Raw genomic sequence first — 23,940 nt, 5'->3', positions numbered from 1 at the left:
ATGGCAACACAAACAACCCCTTTCCAAGGGACTAAATTTTATTTAGGTATCGGCTTAAACGAAGAAAAAGCCGTTACAGCTGTTACGGTAAAGCCGAATGCGACAATTACCGTAACCGGTCACGGTGCTAAAGCCGGTGATTTTGTCAAATTAACTGGTCTTGGCTCTCTTGATGGTTATTATCCGGTGAAATCCGTTACAAACGAAAAAATTACGTTGGCTGATGAAGTGGACTGGAGTAACCAAGACGCGCCGACCTCTTTCACAACGGCAAAAGTGGCAACCGTTAAATGGTCATCTAACTTCTGCGCAATCAAAAACATTGAAGGCGACGGTGACACGCTTGGTGAAGAAGATGTTACAACCATGTGTAGCGAAGGGACTGAAACCGAAGCGGGTGAAATTGAGTACGGCTCAATCAAATTGACATTCTTTTATGCCCCTGACACTCCAATGCAACGGGATTTACGTAAAAAATTCTACGGTAAAGAAACCTTCCCATGGATGATGATTTTGAAAAATAATCAAGGTTCGCTTTATGGTACCGGCTTTATCCAAACTTCTCAAAACTGGAGCGGTGAAGTTAAAGGTAAGTTTGATTCCGGTGTAACCATTAAAAAAGCAAAACGTGACTACCATTTGCCGGTAGCTTAATCTGTGCGGCCGCACCTAAAAAGTGCGGTCATTTTTTTTTGAATGAATGGAAGAATTGAAATGAGTTTACGTGAAAAACTTTTAGCAACAAAGCCAAAAGTTCGGTCATTTTTAATTGGTGATATTACCTATTTTTACCGTGAATTTACGGTCGGTGACATGAATAAAGCGGTTTATGGCCAACAACAAGCATTATTCAAAATTGCTCAAGAACAAGGTATTGAGTTGAATTTTGACAATGAGGAAGCGTTGGCAAAACAGCTTGCTCAAGTCTATGACCCGTATCAAATTGCACGCACTTTAGCTACACGCTTATGCGATGAAAAAGGCGAAAACCTGTTTGATCCAAATAATGACGCAGATCTTGAGCAATTATCTCAATTAGATAAGTCGGTGTTTGAAGAATTAAGCAAAGCAATTGCTGATATTGAACCAAAAAACTTACCGAGCGCCGAAGATTCCAAGTAACCCTATCTTTGGCGCTGGGGAAGACGTTAGAAGAAATTGAGTTGATGCCTGAACGTCATTTTTCCGAATATATGCTGTTTTACCGCGAGCAACCATTCGGGCTTTGGCGTGAAGATTACCGTACGGCGCAAATTAGTCATCTATTGGCAATGATAAACCGAGACTCAAAAGCTAAGCCGCCTGAATTGTCCGATTTTATGCCGTTTTACAAAGAAAGTACGGTCAAAAATGACGAAGAAGATGACGGCGTTACTGAGTATTTAGCGAATCGTTAAACTCGTCTATTAGTCCTTTGATTATTACATTTTCTTCTTGTGTTGCTCGGTTACGTTCGCCGCATGGCTGGATTTTTAAGTTTTCGTCCAGTCTTGCGGCAATGTATTTCGCATTAGTGCTGATCAGTTCATTTTGTCTCAATAACCACTGCATGAATTGTTTTTTCATAGATATTCTCCGTTGTTGAATGTGCGCAGAGAATATCTATGAAAGAAAGTGCGGTCGAATTTCATTGTAGAAATCTGCGATCCGCGTCGCAATTTTGAAATAAATTCATCCGAAAACTTACAGAATATATTTAGGTACCTTAGAATGTGCGAGTTTTATCACACAATAAAGAAGAACCTAAAATGAAAAAATTATTATTGATTGGCATTATATCTGCGGTTTTGTCTGGTTGTGCAGGGACATCTCCTGTAGTCCTTCAACAAGCAAAACAAGTTCCTCCAGAGCGAATTTTAGCTCAAGGCGAATATAACCCTAACTATGCTAAGGTAACCATTGTTCGTGATGCTGGTTTTCAAGGTGGCGGCTGTTATCTTGGCGTGATGTATCGACAAACATTGTTGGCTCGATTTGATCCTGAAGAAAAGGCTGACTTTTATATTCCAGAAGGTGAATATAATTTTGCGGTAATTGGAGACCCATTCGGTAGAGGTTTATGCGGAGGCCAGTTTAATCCAGCAGTAGAGAAACAGGTTATTAAAAAAGACAAAGAGAATATTTTCAGGATTAGCTTGGGACCTTGGCGCAGACCAAGATTATTACCAATGTAATAACTAGCCCCTTGACACTCAAGATGGTTTTTATTATAACGTAATTGCTTACAAAATAACGGAAGGAGGTAATAAATGAATGCACTTTACATAATTAAGTGGTTTGCTAAAGCCTTTGGTGTTTTTGTGATTCTTCCTTTTGCCGCACTATATTTCATGGGCGTGTTATCTACCGGATTCTTCTCTTGGGGCGGTTTGCCGTATGTCGTCATTATTGCGGCAGTGTCAATCATGTTTGGTGTGATCGAATACTTCAAAAAGCCGATTCGATAACGGCAGTAATTTTAATTTTTTATTAAAGCACTCTTCGGAGTGCTTTTTTTATGGGAGATTTTTATGTCTGGCGCTTTAGGCAAGCTGAGTATTCAGCTTGAGTTAGAACAAGTTAAATATCAAGACGCGTTATCGAAAGCTCAACAAAGAACAAAAAGATTTTCGGTTGAAGCTCAGCGTTATTTGAATAATATTGATTCTGCGATGGAATCTCTCAATCGTTCTTCAAAATTAACGAACTTACTTTTGGCTAAAGATATGTTCGCTCGTGTTGGAAGGGCCGCACTTTCATACGCTGACGCTAATACTGAGTTAATTAACCGCTTAAAGTTAAGTACTAACGGTAACAACGAACTCGCTTTTGCTACTCAATCAGTATTTGACATTTCTTTGCGTACTAATCAATCAGTAGCCGCAACATCAACGGTATATCAAAAATTTGCGCAAAATGCTGAAAAGTTAAAATTAAGTCAAGGTGAAGTCGCGTCTATAACCGAAACTGTATCGAAAGCTGTTGCGATGTCAGGCGCCACTGCCGCACAAGCTGAGGCTGGGTTAATCCAATTCGGGCAGGCTTTATCTACCGGAACATTGAAAGGGCAAGATCTCAACTCGGTAATGCAACAAATACCGGGATTGGCAGACGCAATTGCAAAAGGTTTGGGCGTAACGACAGGCGAACTGAAAGCAATGGGGGCAGATGGTGAGCTTAGCACCCAACAAGTTATCACTGCACTGCGAAAAGTGCGTAAGCAAATTGATAGCGATTTTGATAGTCGTATCAAAACCGTATCTGGGTCTTTAACCAATCTAGAAACCGCATTTATTCAAACTGTTGGGCGATTCGATCAAACTGTCGGCGTGACAACAAAACTTGCAGAGAGTATTGAATTTGTTGCAGCCAATTTGGATAGTGCGATTCAAGCTGCTGTTTTGTTTACTGGTGCCTTAGCGATCGGGCAAATTGGAAAGTACTCAACTGCACTCCTACAAACCGGAATTAATAGCGCCAAAAATACGTTATCTCACTATAACGAAGCTAAAGCACTTTATGCCAAAGCTACGGCATCTAGGATTGCTGCACAAGCTGAAATGTCCGCCTTGTCCGCACAATTACAAGTGGCCCAATCAGAAAAAACAAGATTTGCGTTGCGTGAGCAAATGAAAGCGCAAGTGGCTCAAATAACAGCATTGGTTAATGCCGAAGCGAATGCTAAGCGCAATTTAGCTACGGCAAACAGACTTGCTAGCGCAGCGGCAGTTGGCTTGCGAAATGTTATGGGATTATTGGGCGGTCCCGCAGGTGTGATTACAATCGCAGCGAGTGCGTTGTATTACTTCCATTCACAAGCCGAAGAAGCAAGAAAGTCAGCTATAGACACTAAAGCGGCAAATGAACAGCTCAAGGAAAGTTATGAGGGGTTGAGTGAAGCTGTCTTAACCACAAAAATCTTTGAACAAATTGATGCAATGAAAGAGCAGGAGGCGCAGTTAAAAAGCCTTGGCAACGCAATGATCCAATCTGAGTTTAGCAATCGTCGTGGCTGGTTGTTTGCTGATACTGCTGAAGATGTAGAAAAAGCAACCGCTAATTATCGCGCCGGAATGGAAGTAGCGACAGCAAAAAGTAAGGTTTTTGATAATCAATTACACGCGATAGTGCAGACAATGCAGAGCAAAGGACGATCGCTTGATGAAATTAAACAGAAACTATCCCTTTTTAATGTAAGCAATGAAAAGGCCGAACAGATTATTGCTGATGTAAAAAATGGTCTTGATGCCGCCAAGGCAAGTACAGATGAAGCTACCGGCGCAACGATTGATTTTAAAAAAGCACAGGATGAACTTACTAAAAAATCTGATGATTTACGCGCTAAATTAGAGGTGTTAGAGCTTAAAAATAAAGGTCATGCTAAGGCATCTTATGTGTTGGCAGGTCTTTATGAAGTGCTTGGTGTTAAAGGCGCTGAATACTCAAAGGTTCTTAATGCTATTGCCAATGGTGACGTAGCGGCAGCACAGGCGGCCGCAGCTGCGATCAACTTATCCGCCGAACAATTACAAACCATGCTCGACATGGGTAAAAAGATTGAGGGGTTATTTGATACAGATACTAAGGTAGCCACCATTGAAACAAGTCTCAAAAAGAATAAGTCGTCAGATAATGCTCGTGAAAATTGGCTTAACTTTTACGATGAAATTCGCAAGAAAAACAGTTCAAGCCTTGGTGAAATTGAATTAGAGCAAGCGCGAATGTTTCAACGTTTGGAAGAACATTATAAGAAAGGTGTAGTGTCTTACCAAGAATATGAAACGGCAAAAACTGCCATCGCCGAACGTTTTGCTCGTCAACGGTTGGAGCTTGCAGGTAAATATGCGCCGGAAAAACTGCTGAAAGCGAATTTGAATGATGACTTAAAGTCGATTCAGGAGCTTTATAACGCAGGGCAACTAAATCAAGCGGAAGCTGCCAAAGCCGCACAACGGGCGCAGTTTGATTATGCGCAAGGTGTGTCGCAAAGTGCGGTCGATCCGTTAGCCCAAGTTCGCGCAATTTACGACCCTTTACAAGAGACCAAAAATAAACAAACGCAGGAACTAGCGCAACTCCAAGCGTTTAATGAGCAAAAGCTTATTACTGAGGAGGAGTTTCAGCAACGCCGTCAAGAAATCATCGACAAATACAAAAACGACGAATTTCAGCGCGATATGACAAACTATGCTACTGGGTTGAACGACCTTGGAAGTGCATTTGATGGTTTGGCGTCGATGGTGGAACAATCTGCCGGCAAACAGTCAGCAGCTTATAAAGCGATGTTTGCTATCTCGAAAGCATTTGCGATCGCCGAGGCAACAGTAAAACTATCACAAGCAATCGCACAGGCAATGGCTGATCCATCCGCGCTTACACCAGCACAAAAATTTGCGAATATGGCAGCTGTGGCAAGTGCCGGGGTTAACTTAATCTCGCAAATTACCAGCGTTGCAGCGTTTGCTACCGGCGGTCATGTACAAGGTCCAGGAACCGGAACAAGCGACTCAATCCCCGCCTGGTTATCCAATAACGAATTTGTAATGACATCCCGTACCGTGGATCACTACGGGGTGGCATTTATGAATGCGCTTAATCAGCGACGATTACCGCGCTTTGCTAGTGGTGGGCGCGTGGGCGGTGGTAGTTCGCCGAGTTATCCAGGAATTAGCAGCAATGGTGGTGAGGGGGATCACAATGAGATCAGCATCACAATCAATATTGCTAAAGATGGTAAAGAGGATGTTACGGTAGAGCAGCAGATTGCGCAAAGTAAGGCGTTATCCGACGCAATCACGGTAAAAGTGCTGGAAGTAATGCGAAAACAACGTGGGCGCGATGGCGGTCTTTTGAACTAGGGGTAAATTGTGGCGTTAAGAACAATTAATTTTTGTCCGAAACCCGGATACACCGTGGAAAGCGAACCTCGCCGAAAAGTAAATAAATTTGGCGACGGCTACGAACAGAGGATGGTTGACGGGCTGAGTCCGCTATTGCGTAAATTTAGCCTGACTTACAAGCTCAATCATAAAAGTGCGGTCGAATTAGACCGCTTTTTTGTGGAGCATAGCGGGGTAACTCCGTTTTTATTTAAAGAGTATGAGGGCGGTGCATTAATCAAGGCGGTTTGTCCTAAATGGTCTAAAACTGTAGATAAAAAATACACCGAAATTAGCTGCACTTTTGAAGAGGTGATGTAATGCCAAAAGATACCCCGAATAAAATGTTGTCGGAATTATCCAAACTCGAGCAAGGCGCACTGATTGAATTATGGGAAATTGATTTAAGTAAAATCCCATCTAATAGCTCGCCCGATAAAAAAGGCGAAATATACCGTTTTCATAACGGATTAACGCAGGGGGGCAAAAACCTTATCTGGCAAGGTAATGAATACGCTGCATACCCCATTAACGCCGAGGGATTTGAGTTATCAAGCAGTGGTCCAAGCAACCGCCCTACGCTAACGCTATCCAATCTTTACGGGCTGGTTACGGGTATTGTTGCGGATTTTGGGCAAGGTATCGGCGGTAAAGTCGTGCGGCGCCAAGTTTACGCCAAGTTTTTAGATGCGGTAAATTTTGCTGGAGGAAATCCAAATGCCGACCCGATGCAGGAAGCAGTCAGTTTGTATGTTATTGAGCAGTTAAAGTCGCTTGATGATGTCACTGCAACATTTGAGCTGGCATTGCCGATTGAAACAGACGGCGCCCGAATTCCTTTATTGATGATTACATCTGACACTTGTATCTGGCAATACAGATCCTCGCAGTGCGGTTACACGGGCGGTCCGGTGGCGGATGAATACGACGAGCCGACAACCGACCCTAAAAAAGATAAATGCTCACACTGTTTGCGCGGATGTAAATTGCGTTGGGGGAAGAATGCGGTATTGCCGTTCGGTGGTTTCCCAAGCACAACCCAATTTGGTAATTAATATGATTGATTTTGAGTTAAAACGGGCAATATTAGCCCACGCCACGAAATGTCACCCGCAGGAATCTTGCGGGTTTGTTTTATCTGTGCGTGGGGATTTGTATTATTACCCGTGTACTAATGTTGCTTCCGACCCGGTAAATTTTTTCGAAATTGCACCGGAAGAATTTATCAAAGCCGAGGAGCAAGGCGAGATTGTTGCGCTGGTGCACTCCCACCCAGACAGCGACTATATGCGCGGATTGCCTTATTTATCTGCATCAGATCGCGCCTGCCAAGTGCGATTAGGTTTGGATTTTTGGCTCGTGGTTGACGGTGACATTAAGTGTTTTCGCAATGTCCCGCCATTAATCGGGCGGCAGTTTGAAAACAACAAACAAGACTGCCGGAATATTGTATTAGACAGTTATATGCTTGCAGGGATTGATCTGCCGGACAACTCAAAGTATCCGTTTGAGTGGTTTGAAACAGAGAATCTTTATGAAGAAGGGCTGTTACGGTGTGGTTTTTACAGGGTGATGCATGAAGCAGATATACAGATCGGCGATGTTGTCTTAATTCAAGTCGGCAGTAAAGTGGCGAATCATGCCGGGGTGTATCTTGGCAATCAAATGATGTTACATCATAGCCAAGATAGGCTATCCGCCCGCGTGCCTTATGATGGTTTTTGGCTTAATAACACACACTCTGTTTGGAGACACAAAGAATGGTACAAGTTAAATTTTACGGCGATCTTAAACGATTTGTGCGTGAGCCGGTAGAACTTGAGGTTGATTCTTTTTCTGAGTTAATGAGCGGGCTTTTAACCCAAATTAAGGGGTTGCGCGAGCATCTCAAAAAAGGTTGCTATAAAGTTAGAATCGGGAAAAACACTTATCTTGAGGAAAGCCAAGTTAAAGCCGACATAGACTTTAAGGCTGATTGCACTATCCATTTTACCCCGGTAATTGCTGGTGCCGGAAAAGGTATTGGCATTGGTCAAATCATTGTAGGCGTGGTGTTGATTGCCGCGTCGTGGTATGCGGGCGGTGCTGCCGGTTGGTCTTATTTGGGGGCGCAGGGTTTTGCAGGTGCTACGATGGCTTTTACCGTTGGCGCATCGCTAATCGTTAGTGGTGCAATTTCGCTTTTGACACCTACGCCAAGCATGGGTGATCAGAAAATAAAAGAGGGCGAAAAAAATCAAAGCACCTCATTTAGCAATCTGAAAAATCTAACCCCACAAGGGCGACCAATACCGTTACTTTATGGGCGTATGATGACAAGTCTTGTTTTAGTATCGCAAGGCGCGGAAGCGTACGACGATGCACCTGAGGCTGATAACACGCAAGCTGACGTAACCGGGAAAAGAAGAAGATTAAAACGTAATTAACAGACCGCACTTTTATGTGCGGTTTTTTATGGGGTAAATATGGGCGGTAAAAAAGGCGGTGGCGGCGGACATACTCCGGTGGAAGCGCCGGATTCCCTGCTATCATCACAGCGATTGAGCGCAATTGGGATTATATCACTCGGACCAATCAAGGGGCCGGTGAATAAGTGGAAATCAACTTATTTAGACAATACACCAATCCAAAACGCGAGCGGTAAGGATGATGATGACGTAGATAGTTTTAATTTTACAAACATGGAAATCCAGTACACGCTGGGAACTCAAGATCAGTTGCCAATGACTGGGTTTGATAGCAGCCAACGTGAAGTGCCTATTGGTATTGAAGTAAAAAAAGAACTTCCGATCACTCGTTCGATTATCGATCCTGATGTTGATCGATTACGCGTGACAATTGGTGTTAATGCATTATTTAGCCAAAATGATCAAGGCGACACAAGCGGAACATCTGTAGAGTTTGAAATTTTAATAAACAGTAACCTTTACAAAAGTTACTCTATCAACGGCAAGTCATCCTCACGTTTTTACCGTAGCTATATTATCGATGAGCTACCTCCTAAGCCGTTTAATGTCACCGTTAGACGGGTTACAGCGGACTCAAAAAGCCAACGCTTACAAAATGCTATCGTTTGGAGCAGTTACACGGAGATTATTGACGCCAAACTGTCATATCCAAACATTGCAATGATCGGCATTAAAACTGACTCCCGACACACCCCCAATTTCCCGAATGTAAATTCGCTCCTGGATGGCCGTATTATCAGCGTGCCGTCCACTTACGATCCTGAAACACGCGCTTATGCGCCGGGAATTTGGCGCGGGGATTTTAAAAAAGAATGGACAGAAAACCCAGCTTGGATTTTTTACGACTTAGCGACAAATCCCGATGTAGGAATTGGGAAACGCATAAGCGAATATGGGCTTAATAAATTTCAGCTTTATCAAATTGCGCAGTATTGTGACGAGCTTGTGCCGGATGGCTACGGTGGCAAAGAACCGAGAATGACGGCGGGAATTTGGATTACGGAGCAGCGCTCGGCATACGAAGTATTAAACGATATGTCATCCGTTTTCCGCGCGATCGTGGCGTGGAACGGAATGCAGATGTTGGCAATCCAAGATAGACCAACAGATCCAGTCTGCACTTACTCTCAAGCAAACGTAATTGACGGTAAATTTGCTCGTCAATATGTACCATTGAAATCCATTTATACTGCCGTGGAAGTGGAATACGCCGACAAAAACAACATGTATCAAAAAGCTATCGAGTATGTTGTCGATGATGAGATGGTGGCACGTTACGGCTATAACGTTAAAAAAATCACTGCGTTCGCTTGTACCTCACGCGGGCAGGCGCGCCGTTACGGGAAATGGGTACTTGTCACCTCTAAATTGGAGCAATGCACTATTACATTTACCGTTGGGCGCGAGGGGTTACACCACTTGCCAGGCGATATAATCGAAGTTGCGGACAATAGTTGGGCTAAAACAAACCTCGGCGGGCGCGTTGTCGGAATCAATAAAAGTGCGGTCGAATTAGACCGCGAAATCAAGATTGAGGGTGGCAGTTATCTGTCTTACGTTGTAAGAGATAACAACGGACAGCGCACAGAACGGGTTAAAATCCTAAGTGTCGCTGGAAATGTTGTTAATTTGGAGAGCGTACCGGAAAACTTAAACCCTGACGACAACTGGGCACTACAAACGCCGTTAGTGCGCACGGAATTATACCGTGCTATCGGCATCTCTGAAAACGACGGCAATTATACGATCACGGCGTTACAACATGAACCGCAAAAACAAGCGATTGTTGATAACTCAGCAAGTTTTGAGTCTCGTAATACAACGTTACATCAAGCCGGGGTGTCGGCAGTAAGCGACGCCGAAGTAAACGCGGACGGCAGCGGAATCTCATTGAGTTTTAAGCCGCCGGCAAACTTTGTCGGTCAAGGTCTTAAATATCAAGTAAAACTCTATCGTAACAGTAATTTATTTAACGTTTACGACGATTTGGATCAGCCGTCTATCGCGTTTAGCGACTTGCCGGACGGCGACTATATCGCTGAAATTCGCGCGAAAAATCTAGTGGGGCAGTTATCCGAGCCGATTACAAAGAGTTTCAGTGTTAATTTTGATATTAAAGAGCTTGTCACCGTAAGCAAGGTAATGGGCATCGACCTGAATTGGCGGAACCCGATTTTTGCGAACACGAATGCGGCAATCGAAATTTGGGTAAGTAAAGATAATAACTTTGCAAATGCCCGTAAATTAATCACTCTCGCATACCCTACAAATAGTTACAGTTACACCGGTTTGGGTGTCTCTGAAACATTCTATTTTTGGGCGCGCATGGTGAGTAAAGGTGTCGCGGGTAAATTTACGGATGCCATCGAGGGCGTAACTGAGCGTGATGCAACAAAGATTGTTGATTATATCCACGGACAAATTAACAAAAGCGCATTGACGCAAGAGTTAATCGATGAGATCAGCGGTAAATCCGAAGCGGCGGAAGCGGCGAAAGACATTGCGAAAAAAGCTATTGCGCAAATACAGCAAGAGGCAAAAACGCGTGGAGCGCAAATTAACGAGCTTAAAAAAGTTGATACGCAACAAGCGCAACGCATTACAACTGCAACGGCCAAGGCGGAATCCGCATTATCCGGCATAACTGCCGTACAACAAGCGCAGGCTAATAGTGATAATGCTAACGCTCAGCAAATTAGCGCATTAACCGCGCGTATTGATGGGGCAGAGTCTACCGTAACGCAAATGAGCAGTACGGTTGCAGGTCTTAACGACAAGGTTAGTTCAATGCACACTATCCGCACGCAGGCTATCAATGGTGGAAAAACGGCGATAGCCGGAATCTCATTGGGTGCCAACGAAAATGAATCATCTGTCATTGTGATGGCTGACAAATTCGGCGTTGTTAAAAGCGCTACCGATGGCACTGTTCGCAATGTGTTTACTGTTGCTAATAATCAGTTAGCGTTGAGCGGTGACTTAATCGCAGATGGCACAATCCTTGGTCAACATATCAAATCTAACCAGACTATCCAATCTCCTGTTATTAATGGAGGATCTCTAAATATTAATAATAGATTTATTGTTAATGGGTCTGGTGGCGTGACTATACGAGCTAACAGCGGGAATGTCGGAATGGTTATCACAAATGATCGAATTGATGTATATGACGAATCAGGAAATCTAAGGGTAAGGCTAGGTAAATTATCATGATTTATTTTTTTAAAAAAGAAATCAGTATGTTGAGTGGTATCACATCAAATGTGCGCAAATATCATACTATATCGCAAATAAGGGTTGATTTTATCAATAACGAACTGGAGGTGCAGATCGCAAGTTTTGAAACCGAATCAGATTTTATCAATATGAAAAACGGGTTAATAACAGGATTATTGATTGATGATGTGTCATTGCCCCAAAACAGCGCTATTGTTTTATCCGCAATGCAATTACTATCAATTAATCAAGACTCAATTTTCCGCGGAGAGGAAATCTTGTCATTAATAACAGAAGGGAAACAAACTAATGAAGTTGTTAATCAAGATTAAAGCATTTTTATCAAAAAAGTCCACATTTAAGGGGTGAAATATGTCATACGGCGTTAAGGTGTTTGGTGATGAGTTACGGGTTAATGATAATGCTGTAAAAATAACAGGCAACACTATGCGAGACATCGCATTTAGCAACAAAAAAACAAAGGCATTAATCACTGAAAAGATTAATGGTGCTAGCAGTAACTACTCTGTAGTTGTTGATGGCAAAGGGTTAGACGGATTGTATCATTACTCACTTGTTAAAAGAGAGATCGAGAAGCCTTTTAATTACGGAATCACGAAATGCTTTACTCTTGCGCCTAATGAGTATTTATTATCTGTTTATTCGCCTTATTCGCCAAACAGCATAACGGAACCAACGCAAGAAGGGTGGAGTGCATCGGGAACTGTCTTATCATGGACGAGATATGATGATAGAAATGATGACTATGTTACCGATTCAATTACCTTCTACCAAAATGAGAATGACGTCGTCTTTGGTGAAACGTTTCTTAACTGGAATCCGCGCGGAGGTGGAACAAAGATCGGGTTTAACATTTTAAGAATGGAAGATCCGCCAGCCACATCGAATTATGGAGTAAACATAAGCGGGAAGGTACTAACCGCTGCGCCAAAACAACTAATTAAACTAGATTTTGACATGCGAGAAGATAAAGAAATGTCTATTTCCGGTTTTAAATTATTAGCATTTTATTTTCCTAAAAAATCGTACGAAGGGAGATGTATTGAGATTCTCAATGGAAGCATACGAACAAGAAAATTAACCACAGATGAAGAAAGAGAGGGCGGATCCGACATAGGAGTTTTAGATAAAAATCAATCTCCTTTTCTTTATTTTGCCGGAGACGCCGATTTCATCGGAAGTGTTTTAATGATTCAGGAATAGAGCTAAATAATATTGAGCAATCAACTAAGCCCCTTTATGGGGCTTTTTTATTGGAGTGATAATGGAACAAATTGATTTAGAGATTGTGCGCGGAGATGATGACGGCTGGGCGTTTGATGTCTCCGATGACGACGGCATAGTAGATCTTGACGGTTATCGTATTGATTTACATATTAAGCCGGCTAAAGGCGAGGTTATTAAGCTGTCAAGCACAACAGGCGAGATTAAAATAAAAGGTAATATTATCTACGTATCGGTATCGCACGACAAAACGGAAAACGTTAAGTGGCAATCTGCGCAATGGGATCTACAACTTACAGATAACGATAAAAAAGTGCGCACAATTTGCGGTGGTGAGTTTACGTTAATCCCGGATGTAACAGTGGTGGATTAATGATGAGTGTTATCAACGTAAAATTACGCGCTAAACCAGTGCATCATGTTAAATTAATCCCTCCTGGCAACGCAGAGCAAAAAATAATTACGGTGGATAAATCCAAGCCCTTTATGCCGGCAATTATCCAAGCATTAAAAGCAAAAGGCGTTGATTCATCGGGCAATATTGCCAATTTGCCCGATGATATTGCGCAAATTAAGACGGCAAAAGATGTTGAGCCTAATGACATCTTTAGAGTTGACAAACAAGAGATTGCATTAAGTTATGAGCTAATACCGGATATCTATACAGGAGTCAGTGGTAAAGACATACCATACCGCGGTTGGAGCATCACAAACTATGTAGATGTTCAGGGCTTTGATTATCTGAGTATGATTAACGGCTCAACATCGTACTCATGTTATTACGATGCCGATAAAAATCCACTTGGCACGATGGTGTCTCAAACATACGACAAAGTGCCGGAGCAAGCAAAATATGTAAGGATATCAAACGATTCAGCAGCAATCAGTAAGCTAAGCATCAAAGGTGGACGGTTTGTGATTGTCAGCAAAAACGGCGGGTAATTCCGCCGTCTTTTTTAGAGACTATTATCATTTATCCATTCATCAACCTGATCTGCCCACCGTTGCATCATTTCTTTTCGTTGTTCGGCATATTCCGCTTTATTGTAAACAGCACGCACGCCTTGTTGCTCATGTGCTAAACTCTTCTCAATCCAATCACTATTAAAGCCCATCTCGTGTAAAAGCGTTGAGCCTGTACGTCTTAAATCATGGACCGTAAATTCATCAATGCGCTGTTCGTCCTTATTGATAAATTTAATACAGTTAGCAATCACGCGGTTTAATGAACTATTTGCTATTGGCTGTCTGCGATTAATCCTACCTGGCAAAAGATACGGTGAGCCTTCCGAATAAATTTGAAATGCAATAATTAAATCAAGTGCCTGTTCTGACAAATACACATTGTGCGCACGTTTGGCTTTCATGCGCTCGGCTGGGATCGTCCACACTTTATTTTTGAAGTCCACTTCATTCCATGTAGCATTAACCAATTCGCCTTTACGAACCATGGTGAGCAAGATAAATTTCACTGCTTTTTTCAACGCAAAATCCGACTGTGTTTCTTCAAGTGTATTAAAGAAGAGTTTTATTTCCCTTGGAGTTAGAACGCGTTCCCGCTTTTTGAATGTAGCAATAGATGAATTTGCTATTTCGTCCGCAGGATTTGCGAACTTATGGCCGCGCTGAATCGCATAGCGGTAAACGTTAGCAATTAAATCACGCACAAAAATTGCTGTAGATGGCGCACCACGTTCTTTAATTTTTTCACAGTGACTACGAATTTCATCTGCTGTGATTTCTGTCATTAAGCGGTTACCAAATGTATCTTTAATATCTCGTTCATAAGTTGCTACACGTAAAGCTTTTGTGCTATCAGCTAACTGAACATCGGCAAGATACTTTTCAGCAAATACGCAAAAGCGATCTGCATTGCGAATTTTATTACGTTCTGCACGTTTTTCAGTGGCGGGGGATATTCCTTCGCTTACTTGCTTGCGGGCGATCATTAAACGCTCACGGGCTTCTGCAAGATTTATACCGTCAGCACCATATTTACCGATGGTTAGCGTTTCCCGTCTGCCGTTGATTCGGTAGTCATAGCGAAAGGTTATAGTGCCGGCGGTGGAGACGGACACATAAAGCCCGTCACGGTCTGCCACTTTATAAACTTTGTCTTTAGGTTTAAGAGATTTGATTTTTGTATCTGTTAGCATTTTACGTCACTTTTACCGTCATGAATTTGACGGTATTTTCGATCTTTTTTCTGACGAGCTCAAGGTTTTACCGTCAAATTTACCGATAGAAAAACAAACTACTACGAAATACAATGAAATAAGATGAAATAGAAAAGCCCTGTATTTACAGGGCTTAAGGCTATTTTTGAAATGATATGTTATTTTATGAAAAGCAGGTTTTTTATTCCCACTCAATCGTTGCTGGTGGCTTGCCGCTAATGTCATATACGACGCGGGAAATGCCGTTCACTTCGTTGATGATACGGTTGGAAACTTTGCCGAGTAAATCATAAGGCAAATGTGCCCAATGTGCGGTCATAAAATCAATTGTTTCTACGGCACGCAAGGAAATCACCCAGTCATATTTACGTCCGTCTCCCATCACGCCGACAGATTTCACCGGCAGGAACACGCTGAAGGCTTGGCTGGTTTTTTCATACCAACCGCTGTTGCGTAATTCTTCGATAAAGATGGCATCGGCACGGCGTAATAAATCGCAGTATTCTTTTTTCACTTCACCGAGTACACGCACGCCTAAACCCGGGCCAGGGAATGGGTGACGGTTGATCATTTCAGCCGGTAAACCTAAGGCTAGACCGATTTTACGCACTTCGTCTTTGAACAATTCACGCAACGGTTCGACTAAGCCAAGTTTCATATAATCCGGCAAGCCACCTACGTTGTGGTGGGATTTAATCACGTGTGCTTTGCCTGTTTTGCTCGCAGCAGACTCGATAACGTCAGGGTAAATGGTGCCCTGTGCCAACCATTTTACTTTTGTTAGTTTTTTCGACTCATCATCGAATACGTCCACGAATACTTTACCGATAATTTTACGTTTCGCTTCAGGATCAGATACGCTGGCAAGTTCGCCTAAAAAACGGCTTTCTGCATCTACACGGGTGATGTTCAAACCGAATTTATTGCCGAACATTTCCATGACTTGATCGCCTTCGTTTAAACGCAATAAACCGTTATCGACAAACACGCAATGTAAGTTTTTGCCGATGGCGCGATGTAGTAACAACGCGACTACAGAAGAGTCCACGCCGCCGGATAAACCTAAAATCACTTCGTCATCGCCTACTTGCTCTTTAATGCGGGCAACGGCGTCTTCAATGATGTTTTCGGCGGTCCATTTGGTTTCGCAACCGCAAATGTTTACCACGAAATTGGTTAGTAATTCCAAGCCTTTTTTAGTGTGGGTAACTTCCGGGTGGAATTGCACACCGTAGAAATGACGGCTTTCATCAGACATTGCGGCAATCGGACAAGTTGGTGTTGTACCGGTCACTTGGAAGTTTTGTGGCAAGCGGGTGACTTTATCACCATGGCTCATCCACACATCCAATTTGTTATCGCTGTCATTGAGATCGGCGAAAAGTGCGGTGGTATTTTCCATTAAAACGGAAGCATAGCCGAACTCGCGGTGATCAGAGGTTTCTGTTAAACCGCCAAGTTGCATTGCCATGGTTTGCATGCCGTAGCAAATACCTAACACCGGCACACCCGCGTTAAAAACGTATTCCGGGGCACGTGGGCTGTTTTCTTCCGTGGTGCTTTCTGGACCGCCGGAAAGAATAATCCCGGTTGGGTTGAAATCACGGATTTGTTGTTCAGTCACATCCCACGCCCAAAGTTCGCAATAAACACCGATTTCACGTACACGACGGGCGATAAGTTGGGTATATTGGGAACCAAAGTCGAGGATGAGGATTTTATGATTGTGGATGTTGGTCATAGTTTTCTCTAACAATTTCTATGTATGCTGGGATAGATTGAATTTCGGTCGCACTGTCATGACAATAAATTTGTATTGTATCGCGCGCCCAAACTGTGGCGCATTCTACCATTTCCCCTATCTAACGTAAACGATTGCAGCGTTTTGTGGCATAAAGTGCGGTCGTTTTTTTATTTGTTTTTTAACGATCCCAAATAAATTGCGACTAAGGTTAAAAAGGCGCCGAGCCATTGCCATGCGTTGATGGGTTTGTGTAATAAAAATGCGTCGATAACGAGTGCAGCGACAGGTTCGGAAAGTAACAATAATCCGGTTAAGCCTAGACTGAGCAAAGGGATTGTGTAGGCAATCATGCCCCAGGCGATGCATTGCATAACAACGCCGTAGATCAGAATTAAACCGATGTCTGTGAGAGTCATTGGATAAAGGGAGTCGCCGTTGAATATCAGTGCCGGTAGAATTAATGCGGAGGCACCGCTAATACTGATAAGCCACATGAGCGGAAAAATAGAAATTGGTTCAATGCTGTGAGCTTGGCGAATCGATGCCATAGATGCGGCGAGGCAGGCGCCGGAAAGTAATCCGATAAGGATACCGTAGCTCGCTTCGATGTTATTTTGTAATTCGGGGCTAGCAATGAGTATTACACCAACAGTCGCGATAAGCAGGCTTACAAGCTGTAATTTACTTTGGTGTTCTTTAAAAAATAGCCAACCAATAAATGCTAAAAAGAAGATTTGTAAGCTGTTTAATAGGGTGGAAATACCCGGTCCGACAGCGTAAATGCTTTCATGCCAAAAGGCTAAATCAAATGCGAGAAATACGCCTGAAGCGATTGCCCAAAATAAAGCTTTAGGTTGTTTTGGCAAGGGGTTGCGATAAAGCTTCATTAAAACCCAAAAAACTCCTGATGCAATTAGCAACCGCCAAAAGGCGATAGCATAGGCTCCAACGGGAACAAATTTAACGATAAGGCTACCGAGTCCAAATAAGATACAGCCGATAACCAACATGGTGGCGGCAAAACGATTTGATTGCATAGATGTTATAACTGATTAAAAAGAATAAGGGGCGAGATTATAACAAAAGTGCGGTGGATTTTTTCTGCGTTTTAAAACGCGTTGAAAACCGACCGCACTTTATGTCGTATTAAACGGCTGGAATGAAGAATTCAGTGGCGATGATGACGCAAATAAAGCCGACGATCATTGGCACAGACATACGTTTTACGATTTCAAATGGTGAAATTTTTGCCATGCCGGATACGGCAACTACAACGCCGGAGACCGGTGATAAACCACGACCTAGGTTAGACGCTTGTAACATCGGGATGGTTAAGTAAGCCGGGTTAGCGCCCATTTGAGTGGCAAGTTTCGGAATTAATTCGGCAAACGCGTAGAAGGCTGCGTTGCCGGAACCTGTTGCCATCGTTGCCAAAATCGTAATGACGGCGAGTACCAACATCATGATAAGTCCACTGCCACCAAATGCTTGGGCAGAATCAATGAGGTTCGTAATAAAGCCGATTGTACTTAAGCTTTGTGCAAAGACACCGGCGGCTACCAATAACATCACCACGCCGGCAAAGGCATCTGCCATACCACGATAAGCAACGATTAGGTTATCGAAGGTTTTTTTCGCGCTGAAATTACGGGCAAAGTCAATTATCGCCGTGATGATGAAACAAAGAATGATAATGGTGACAATGTGTAATTTTGGTAAGCCCCATTGGCCGTCGAAGAGCAATACGCCGATAATTGGCAGTAAAGGTAAAATTGCATAGAAGGTTGGCACATCGGTTTTGATGTCGGCTACATCTAATGTGGTGGTTACCACGCCTTCTTTGCGATCTAAATAACGTTGCCAAAAGAAATGCGCAATGGCGATACCGCAAATGGCAAAGAGGGAAACCGGCAAGCTGGTAGAAAAGGCAAATTCGCTCAGTGGAATTTTAGAGATTTCCGCAGACAACACCACATCACCGGAGGTCGGGGATAAAATGATGGAAATCGGTGAGGCGCAGATTGCCGCCGCCGCGCCGCGGGAAATACCCACGTTGACCATCACAGGGAACAACGTCGCCATTAATAGCACGCCTAAGCCTGTTGCTGAAGACACAGCAAAAGACATTAAGCAAGCGAGAAAGTAAGCAAAGATCATTAAAACGTAAGGGGAACGTACATTTTTGAGTGGTTTGGAAACAAGTTTCACCACCATATCGTTTGCGCCTAAATGCGTCATGTAAGCGGAGAAACCGCATAACACCATGATCATTAACCCTAAGCCGCCGCTACGGTTAGACAGCAAGTATTTTACATACTCAATAATGTCTAAATAGGTTGAACCTGTGCTTTTTACATTTTCAGGCAAAATGGAATGCCCCATTAGCACGGAAAGTAGTAACAACACCAAACCGCCGAACATTAACACGCCCGTGGCGGAATAGCCTTTTACGATGTAATACGCAACGAGCACGATTGCTATTAGACCGATAATTAAATCCATAATATCTCCTTAGGTTGTATTTTATAGATGCCTGAATGTAGCGAAAAATTAAAGCCGTTGTAAACGGCTTTAATTTGAAATTTTGAGGTTGATCATAAAAAGTGCGGTGTTTTTTACAGGTGTTTTTCTTACACCGCCTTTTCTTGCGATCCTTTTTATTTTTCGCTTAAGTAAATGCTTTTATCTTGCGCATCTCTTGGCAAGATTAAGTTTAATACCACAGCCGTAATCCCTCCAGCCGCAATGGCATTGCGGAAAACATCCGGCAGCATTTTGAACACTTCCGGCTCAAAAGCGACTCCTAAGCCCACGCCGACCGCTGTGGCCGCGATAACCGCTTCACGGCGATTGATTCCGTGAGTCATGATGATACGCACACCGGCGATGGCGATTAAGCCGAACATTAATACCATTGCGCCACCGAGTACCGGGCTTGGAATTGTGGTGAAAGCGCGACCTACAATTGGGAATAAACCAAATAAGACTAAAATGGCCGCGATAAATTTGCCAACATGACGGGAAGCCACGCCGGTCATTTGAATGACGCCGTTATTTTGTGCAAAGGTGGTGAGCGGTAAAGAACCTAAAGCAGTGGCAATCACAGACACCAAGCCATCGGCAAACACGCCGCCGCGTAAACGTTGGCGGAATTCTTCACCTTCATAAGGTTGACCGGAAACCATTGCTGTTGCCGTTAAGTCGCCCACCGCTTCAAAAACACTTAATAAATAGATGATGGCGGCGACCCAAAATGCTGACCAGTCAAAAGCAAAACCATACTTAAATGGCACCGGAATGGTAAAGATGTCCACGTCTTTTAATGGAGAAAAATCGACCATGCCTAAGCATAACGCAACGATATAGCCTGCGATTAAGCCGACGGCAATACCGCTCATGCGTAAAAACGGATTGCGCATGCAGTTAAAAATTAACACAACAACCAGCACTAAACCCGCTAAACCGATGTTTTGTAGTGAGCCAAAGGCTTCTGTTCCTTTGGCACCGAAACCACCGCCAAAATCGGTAATGCCGATATCGATCAAACTTAAACCGATGAGCAATACGACGACACCGCTTACAGTTGGGGTAATGACACGTTTTAAATAAGGCAAAATCCAAGCCGCACCACAAACTAAAAAAGCACCGACGAAAGAAATACCAAGCAAGGTTGAAATCATAGTGTGTTCGTCAATGCCATTGTCTTTCATGCTTAAACCCACCGCAATCATGACGCTGACAAAAGAGAAATTGACCGATTGAATGGAAAGCATGCCGGAGCCAATAAAACCGAAACGATGTACTTGAATATAGGTACCGATACCGGATGCCACCATGGCCATGGACACTAAGTAGGCAGTCATGTGTACCGGTAAATTGAGCGCGCCCCCGACAATCAGGGCAGGGGTAACCATCGGCACAAAAATGGCTAATAAATGGGTAATTGCACTAATTAGTGCGTTGAAAAAGGGCGGTTTATCTTCGAGACGATAGACTAAATCCGCTTCCTCTGTTTGGTGTTGAGCGTGTTCCATAAAATGATCCTTAGATACGCTGGGGTTAGGAGAATAAGAGGGCGGTATTTTAGTGAATTTTATGATGCTGCGCAAACGATTGCTTTTATGTTGAGAAAAAATATTTTATGTTTATTAAAAAGGAGTAGAAGAGAAAATAAAAAGTGCGGTCGATTTTCAAAACGTTTTTTAAATCGACCGCACTTCTTGTTAAAAATGAAACCCAATTAGCTCATACGATAGTTCGGGGCTTCTTTGGTGATGGTGACATCATGTACGTGGCTTTCTTGAATACCCGCGCCACTGATACGCACGAATTGTGCTTTTGTACGTAATTCATCAATGGTGGCGCAGCCGGTTAAGCCCATGCAAGAACGCAATCCGCCCATTTGTTGGTGAATAATTTCTTTGAGTAAACCTTTATAAGGAATACGGCCTTCAATGCCTTCTGGCACTAATTTGTCGGCAGCATTATCGGATTGGAAATAACGGTCGCTTGAGCCTTTCGCCATGGCACCAAGAGAGCCCATGCCGCGATAAGATTTGAACGCACGACCTTGATACAATTCAATTTCGCCCGGCGCTTCTTCTGTACCGGCAAACATAGAACCGACCATGACGCAGCTTGCACCTGCCGCAAGCGCTTTCGCAATGTCGCCGGAGTAACGGATACCGCCATCGGCAATGACCGGAATACCGCGATCTTTTAAGGCCTCAGCCGCATCAGAAATGGCGGTAATTTGTGGCACACCCACGCCGGTGACGATACGGGTGGTACAAATAGAGCCTGGGCCAATTCCCACTTTGACTGCGCTAGCACCTGCGTCTGCCAAGGCGAGCGCGCCTTCTGCAGTGGCGACGTTACCGGCAACAATCGGTAGATTCGGGTATTTTGCGCGTGTTTCACGTACACGTTGTAATACGCCTTCGGAGTGACCGTGAGAAGAGTCGATTAATAAGACATCGACGCCCGCTTTGACTAAGGCATCAATCCGTTCTTCGTTGCCTGGGCCTGCGCCAACCGCTGCGCCTACACGTAAACGGCCGAATTCGTCTTTACAGGCATTCGGTTTTTGTTCTGCTTTTTGATAGTCCTTTAAGGTAATCATGCCTTTTAATTTGAAGTTATCATCAACAATTAACACTTTCTCTACTCGATGTTCGTGCATTAATTGGAAAATCTCTTCACGTTTTGCCCCTTCTTTGGCGGTGACAAGGCGAGACTTCGGTGTCATGAAATCGGCAACGGTTTTGTTTAAATCTGAAATAAAGCGGGTATCACGACCGGTGATAATACCGACCAAATTACCTTCAGCATCGACAACCGGATAGCCGGCAAAGCCATTTTTCTGTGCAATGGCTTTTAATTCGCTGATGGTTAATGTTGGCGTTACCGTAATGGGATCGGAAACCACACCACTTTCAAATTTTTTCACTTTACGCACACGATCCACTTGGCGTTCAATGGACATATTTTTATGAATAAAGCCAATACCGCCTTCTTGTGCAAGGGAAATCGCCAATTTCGTTTCGGTTACCGTATCCATTGCAGCTGACAACATAGGAATGTTTAGGCGAATCGTTGAGGTTAATTGAGTAGAAAGGTTAGCTGTGTTAGGTAACACAGTGGAGTGAGCTGGAACAAGAAGAACATCGTCAAATGTGAGGGCTTCTTTTAAGATGCGTAATGCCATTGCAATATCTCTCTTTAAGTTAAAATGATGAAAAAATATTGCGAGCGGATTATACAGATCCATCCTGTCTTTGAAAAGAAAAAATGATAAAAAATTTGCGTTTTTAGCGTATGATAACCACCGTTTAAACGCTGAAAAACAGGAAAATTTATGGCGAAATTATTAGAATTACTGACAAGCGATGTAGAAAATTCGTTGGAAAATTTGACCGCACTTTTAGCTTGCAGCAAAGAGGAATTATTCGCAGAAGTGCGCCAGATGGAGCAACAAGGACTGTATTTTACGTTAGAAAATGATCATCTTTATTTGATCCCCAAATTACCTTTATTAAATGAAAAACGTCTGGCGGAGGCGTTAAAGCCTTATCATGTGGTGGTTAAACCGGTCATTTCTTCAACCAATCAATATTTATTAGAGAATGTTGCTCACCTTCAAAAAGGGGCCCTTTGCTTGGCTGAATATCAAACCGCCGGGCGTGGCCGTCGTGGGCGGCAATGGATTTCGCCTTTTGCCGGGCAAATTATCATGAGTTTTTACTGGCAATTAGATCCTCGTAAACCTTTAGATGGGTTGAGTACCGTGATTGGCTTGGCGATTGTGCAGGCGTTAGTTGAATTGGACATGTACGGATTTCAAGTCAAATGGCCGAATGATATTTTGGTCAATGAGCGAAAACTTGCCGGTATTTTGGTGGAAATTGTTAATCGCCCTAACGGTAAACTCAATTTGGTTGTTGGCATTGGCATGAATGTTTCTCTTGGACAAGAAAAACAAATCGATCAACCCTGGGCAGAGTTGGCGGAATTTTTCCCACATATTGATCGTGAGAGACTGATTATACAAATGGTCAATACTATTTATCGTTATTTAGCGCGTTTTGAACAGCACGGCATTGATGCGGAAATGCAACAACAGTGGCTGGAATATGATGCCTATTTAGGCACAGAAGTGAATGTGATAAGCGAAAAAAACACCATTTCAGGTATTGAACAGGGGATTAATGCACAAGGTCATTTATGTCTCATGACAGAAAAGGGTGTGCAATATTTTAATGCAGGCGAAGTTTCGTTACGGAAAAAGTAAAACTTTCGAGAAAAAAATGCGTCTAATCTTGTGAGTAATCGTGAAGATATTACTTGTTTAACTTATAACTCATGAGGTTACATATGAAAGAGACAGTTAAATTTTTAGGTATTGTGACACTAGCAGTAGCATTAAGTGCTTGTAGTAATTTAAGTAAAACCCAGAAAAACACGGCTATCGGTGCGGCGGTAGGCGGGGTTGCCGGTAACATGATTGGTGGCTCAACCGGAGCAACACTAGGTGGCGCGGCATTAGGTGGCTTAATCGGAAGCCAGGTGGGCAAATAATTTAATTCACTCAGGTTTAGCAAGTTAAAGTACGGTCGGAAATAGGTTGGTTTTCGACCGCACTTTACTATCTAGACTATCTAGGAGCAGTTAAAAAATAATCAATTAAAAAATATTTTTCAAAAAATTGAAAAAAAGGGGTTGCAAGGGTTGAA

At 43.1% G+C, this 23,940-nt stretch carries 24 protein-coding genes; 17 read left to right on the top strand and 7 right to left on the bottom strand.

All coding sequences use genetic code 11. The annotated features are described in order from the left end of the window. From HMPREF9064_RS03835 to HMPREF9064_RS03845, 3 genes are read left to right on the top strand one after another with little or no spacing between them, the layout of a single operon-like run. Nucleotides 1-654 (top strand): hypothetical protein, encoded by a 654-nt coding sequence (locus HMPREF9064_RS03835; RefSeq protein ID WP_006718611.1) that lies wholly within the window; start codon nt 1-3, stop codon nt 652-654. Between the two features lie 42 nt (nt 655-696). Beyond that, complete coding sequence (locus tag HMPREF9064_RS03840; protein ID WP_006718609.1) at nt 697-1,122, top strand: hypothetical protein; 426 nt, start codon at nt 697-699, stop codon at nt 1,120-1,122. A gap of 8 nt (nt 1,123-1,130) precedes the next feature. Then, the gene (locus HMPREF9064_RS03845) at nt 1,131-1,397 is read left to right on the top strand and encodes a DUF4035 domain-containing protein (protein WP_006718607.1); all 267 of its coding nucleotides are present in this window, start codon (nt 1,131-1,133) and stop codon (nt 1,395-1,397) included. Here HMPREF9064_RS03845 and HMPREF9064_RS03850 read toward each other — a convergent pair. Then, a complete protein-coding gene (locus HMPREF9064_RS03850) occupies nt 1,372-1,566 on the bottom strand; it encodes a hypothetical protein (protein WP_006718605.1) in 195 nt (64 codons plus the stop codon). The two genes, HMPREF9064_RS03845 and HMPREF9064_RS03850, sit on opposite strands and share 26 nt — an antisense overlap. Before the next feature lie 182 nt (nt 1,567-1,748). On the opposite strand from HMPREF9064_RS03850, the gene HMPREF9064_RS03855 reads away from it, so the two are divergent. From HMPREF9064_RS03855 to HMPREF9064_RS03900, 12 genes are all read left to right on the top strand, one after another. Further along, nucleotides 1,749-2,174 (top strand): hypothetical protein, encoded by a 426-nt coding sequence (locus HMPREF9064_RS03855; RefSeq protein ID WP_006718604.1) that lies wholly within the window; start codon nt 1,749-1,751, stop codon nt 2,172-2,174. A 75-nt stretch (nt 2,175-2,249) separates the two neighbouring features. Then, nucleotides 2,250-2,447 carry a hypothetical protein gene (locus tag HMPREF9064_RS03860; protein WP_006718602.1) on the top strand — a complete coding sequence of 66 codons (198 nt, stop codon included), beginning with the start codon at nt 2,250-2,252 and terminating at the stop codon, nt 2,445-2,447. Between the two features lie 63 nt (nt 2,448-2,510). Further along, complete coding sequence (locus HMPREF9064_RS03865) at nt 2,511-5,837, top strand: tape measure protein (protein ID WP_006718599.1); 3,327 nt, start codon at nt 2,511-2,513, stop codon at nt 5,835-5,837. Nucleotides 5,838-5,846: 9 nt separating this feature from the next. After that, nucleotides 5,847-6,179, top strand: coding sequence for a phage tail protein (locus HMPREF9064_RS09905; protein ID WP_032997904.1), 333 nt, complete (start codon nt 5,847-5,849; stop codon nt 6,177-6,179). Beyond that, complete coding sequence (locus HMPREF9064_RS03875) at nt 6,179-6,913, top strand: phage minor tail protein L (RefSeq protein WP_006718595.1); 735 nt, start codon at nt 6,179-6,181, stop codon at nt 6,911-6,913. The genes HMPREF9064_RS09905 and HMPREF9064_RS03875 overlap by 1 nt, the downstream gene beginning before the upstream one ends. Nucleotide 6,914: 1 nt before the next feature. Further along, nucleotides 6,915-7,673 carry a C40 family peptidase gene (locus tag HMPREF9064_RS03880; protein ID WP_006718593.1) on the top strand — a complete coding sequence of 253 codons (759 nt, stop codon included), beginning with the start codon at nt 6,915-6,917 and terminating at the stop codon, nt 7,671-7,673. Further along, nucleotides 7,619-8,284 carry a tail assembly protein gene (locus tag HMPREF9064_RS0109480; RefSeq protein WP_006718591.1) on the top strand — a complete coding sequence of 222 codons (666 nt, stop codon included), beginning with the start codon at nt 7,619-7,621 and terminating at the stop codon, nt 8,282-8,284. Before HMPREF9064_RS03880 ends, HMPREF9064_RS0109480 begins: the two co-directional genes overlap by 55 nt. A 39-nt stretch (nt 8,285-8,323) precedes the next feature. Next, nucleotides 8,324-11,539, top strand: coding sequence for a TipJ family phage tail tip protein (locus HMPREF9064_RS03885; protein WP_006718590.1), 3,216 nt, complete (start codon nt 8,324-8,326; stop codon nt 11,537-11,539). Then, nucleotides 11,536-11,874, top strand: a complete 339-nt coding sequence (locus tag HMPREF9064_RS03890; protein WP_006718588.1) for a hypothetical protein — start codon at nt 11,536-11,538, stop codon at nt 11,872-11,874. Before HMPREF9064_RS03885 ends, HMPREF9064_RS03890 begins: the two co-directional genes overlap by 4 nt. Nucleotides 11,875-11,914: 40 nt before the next feature. Then, the gene (locus HMPREF9064_RS03895; RefSeq protein ID WP_006718586.1) at nt 11,915-12,766 is read left to right on the top strand and encodes a hypothetical protein; all 852 of its coding nucleotides are present in this window, start codon (nt 11,915-11,917) and stop codon (nt 12,764-12,766) included. Between the two features lie 61 nt (nt 12,767-12,827). Beyond that, nucleotides 12,828-13,160, top strand: coding sequence for a hypothetical protein (locus HMPREF9064_RS10020; RefSeq protein WP_006718584.1), 333 nt, complete (start codon nt 12,828-12,830; stop codon nt 13,158-13,160). A 2-nt stretch (nt 13,161-13,162) separates the two neighbouring features. After that, nucleotides 13,163-13,729 (top strand): hypothetical protein, encoded by a 567-nt coding sequence (locus tag HMPREF9064_RS03900; RefSeq protein WP_155811789.1) that lies wholly within the window; start codon nt 13,163-13,165, stop codon nt 13,727-13,729. Nucleotides 13,730-13,743: 14 nt separating this feature from the next. Here HMPREF9064_RS03900 and HMPREF9064_RS03905 read toward each other — a convergent pair whose 3' ends face one another. The 6 genes from HMPREF9064_RS03905 to guaB form a co-directional block, all read right to left on the bottom strand. Beyond that, the gene (locus HMPREF9064_RS03905) at nt 13,744-14,943 is read right to left on the bottom strand and encodes a tyrosine-type recombinase/integrase (RefSeq protein WP_006718580.1); all 1,200 of its coding nucleotides are present in this window, start codon (nt 14,941-14,943) and stop codon (nt 13,744-13,746) included. A 202-nt stretch (nt 14,944-15,145) separates the two neighbouring features. Then, complete coding sequence (guaA, locus tag HMPREF9064_RS03910) at nt 15,146-16,705, bottom strand: glutamine-hydrolyzing GMP synthase (RefSeq protein WP_006718577.1); 1,560 nt, start codon at nt 16,703-16,705, stop codon at nt 15,146-15,148. Between the two features lie 170 nt (nt 16,706-16,875). Continuing rightward, the gene (locus HMPREF9064_RS03915) at nt 16,876-17,745 is read right to left on the bottom strand and encodes a DMT family transporter (protein WP_006718576.1); all 870 of its coding nucleotides are present in this window, start codon (nt 17,743-17,745) and stop codon (nt 16,876-16,878) included. Nucleotides 17,746-17,854: 109 nt separating this feature from the next. After that, the gene (gene dcuC / locus HMPREF9064_RS03920) at nt 17,855-19,210 is read right to left on the bottom strand and encodes an anaerobic C4-dicarboxylate transporter DcuC (RefSeq protein ID WP_006718574.1); all 1,356 of its coding nucleotides are present in this window, start codon (nt 19,208-19,210) and stop codon (nt 17,855-17,857) included. A 155-nt stretch (nt 19,211-19,365) separates the two neighbouring features. Continuing rightward, nucleotides 19,366-20,742, bottom strand: a complete 1,377-nt coding sequence (locus HMPREF9064_RS03925) for a nucleobase:cation symporter-2 family protein (RefSeq protein ID WP_006718572.1) — start codon at nt 20,740-20,742, stop codon at nt 19,366-19,368. A gap of 206 nt (nt 20,743-20,948) precedes the next feature. After that, complete coding sequence (guaB, locus tag HMPREF9064_RS03930) at nt 20,949-22,415, bottom strand: IMP dehydrogenase (RefSeq protein ID WP_032997903.1); 1,467 nt, start codon at nt 22,413-22,415, stop codon at nt 20,949-20,951. A gap of 150 nt (nt 22,416-22,565) precedes the next feature. Between guaB and birA the strand changes: the two genes are divergently transcribed. Both birA and HMPREF9064_RS03940 read left to right on the top strand, forming a co-directional pair. Further along, nucleotides 22,566-23,498: a bifunctional biotin--[acetyl-CoA-carboxylase] ligase/biotin operon repressor BirA gene (gene birA, locus HMPREF9064_RS03935; RefSeq protein WP_006718569.1), complete on the top strand. Its 933-nt coding sequence runs from the start codon at nt 22,566-22,568 to the stop codon at nt 23,496-23,498. An 83-nt stretch (nt 23,499-23,581) separates the two neighbouring features. Beyond that, nucleotides 23,582-23,785 (top strand): glycine zipper 2TM domain-containing protein, encoded by a 204-nt coding sequence (locus tag HMPREF9064_RS03940; protein ID WP_006718567.1) that lies wholly within the window; start codon nt 23,582-23,584, stop codon nt 23,783-23,785. Nucleotides 23,786-23,940 lie beyond the last annotated feature (155 nt).

It is taken from the genome of Aggregatibacter segnis ATCC 33393, from assembly GCF_000185305.1.
In the GTDB taxonomy this organism is placed as follows: domain Bacteria; phylum Pseudomonadota; class Gammaproteobacteria; order Enterobacterales; family Pasteurellaceae; genus Aggregatibacter; species Aggregatibacter segnis.
This window is presented reverse-complemented; position numbering and strand designations above follow the sequence as displayed.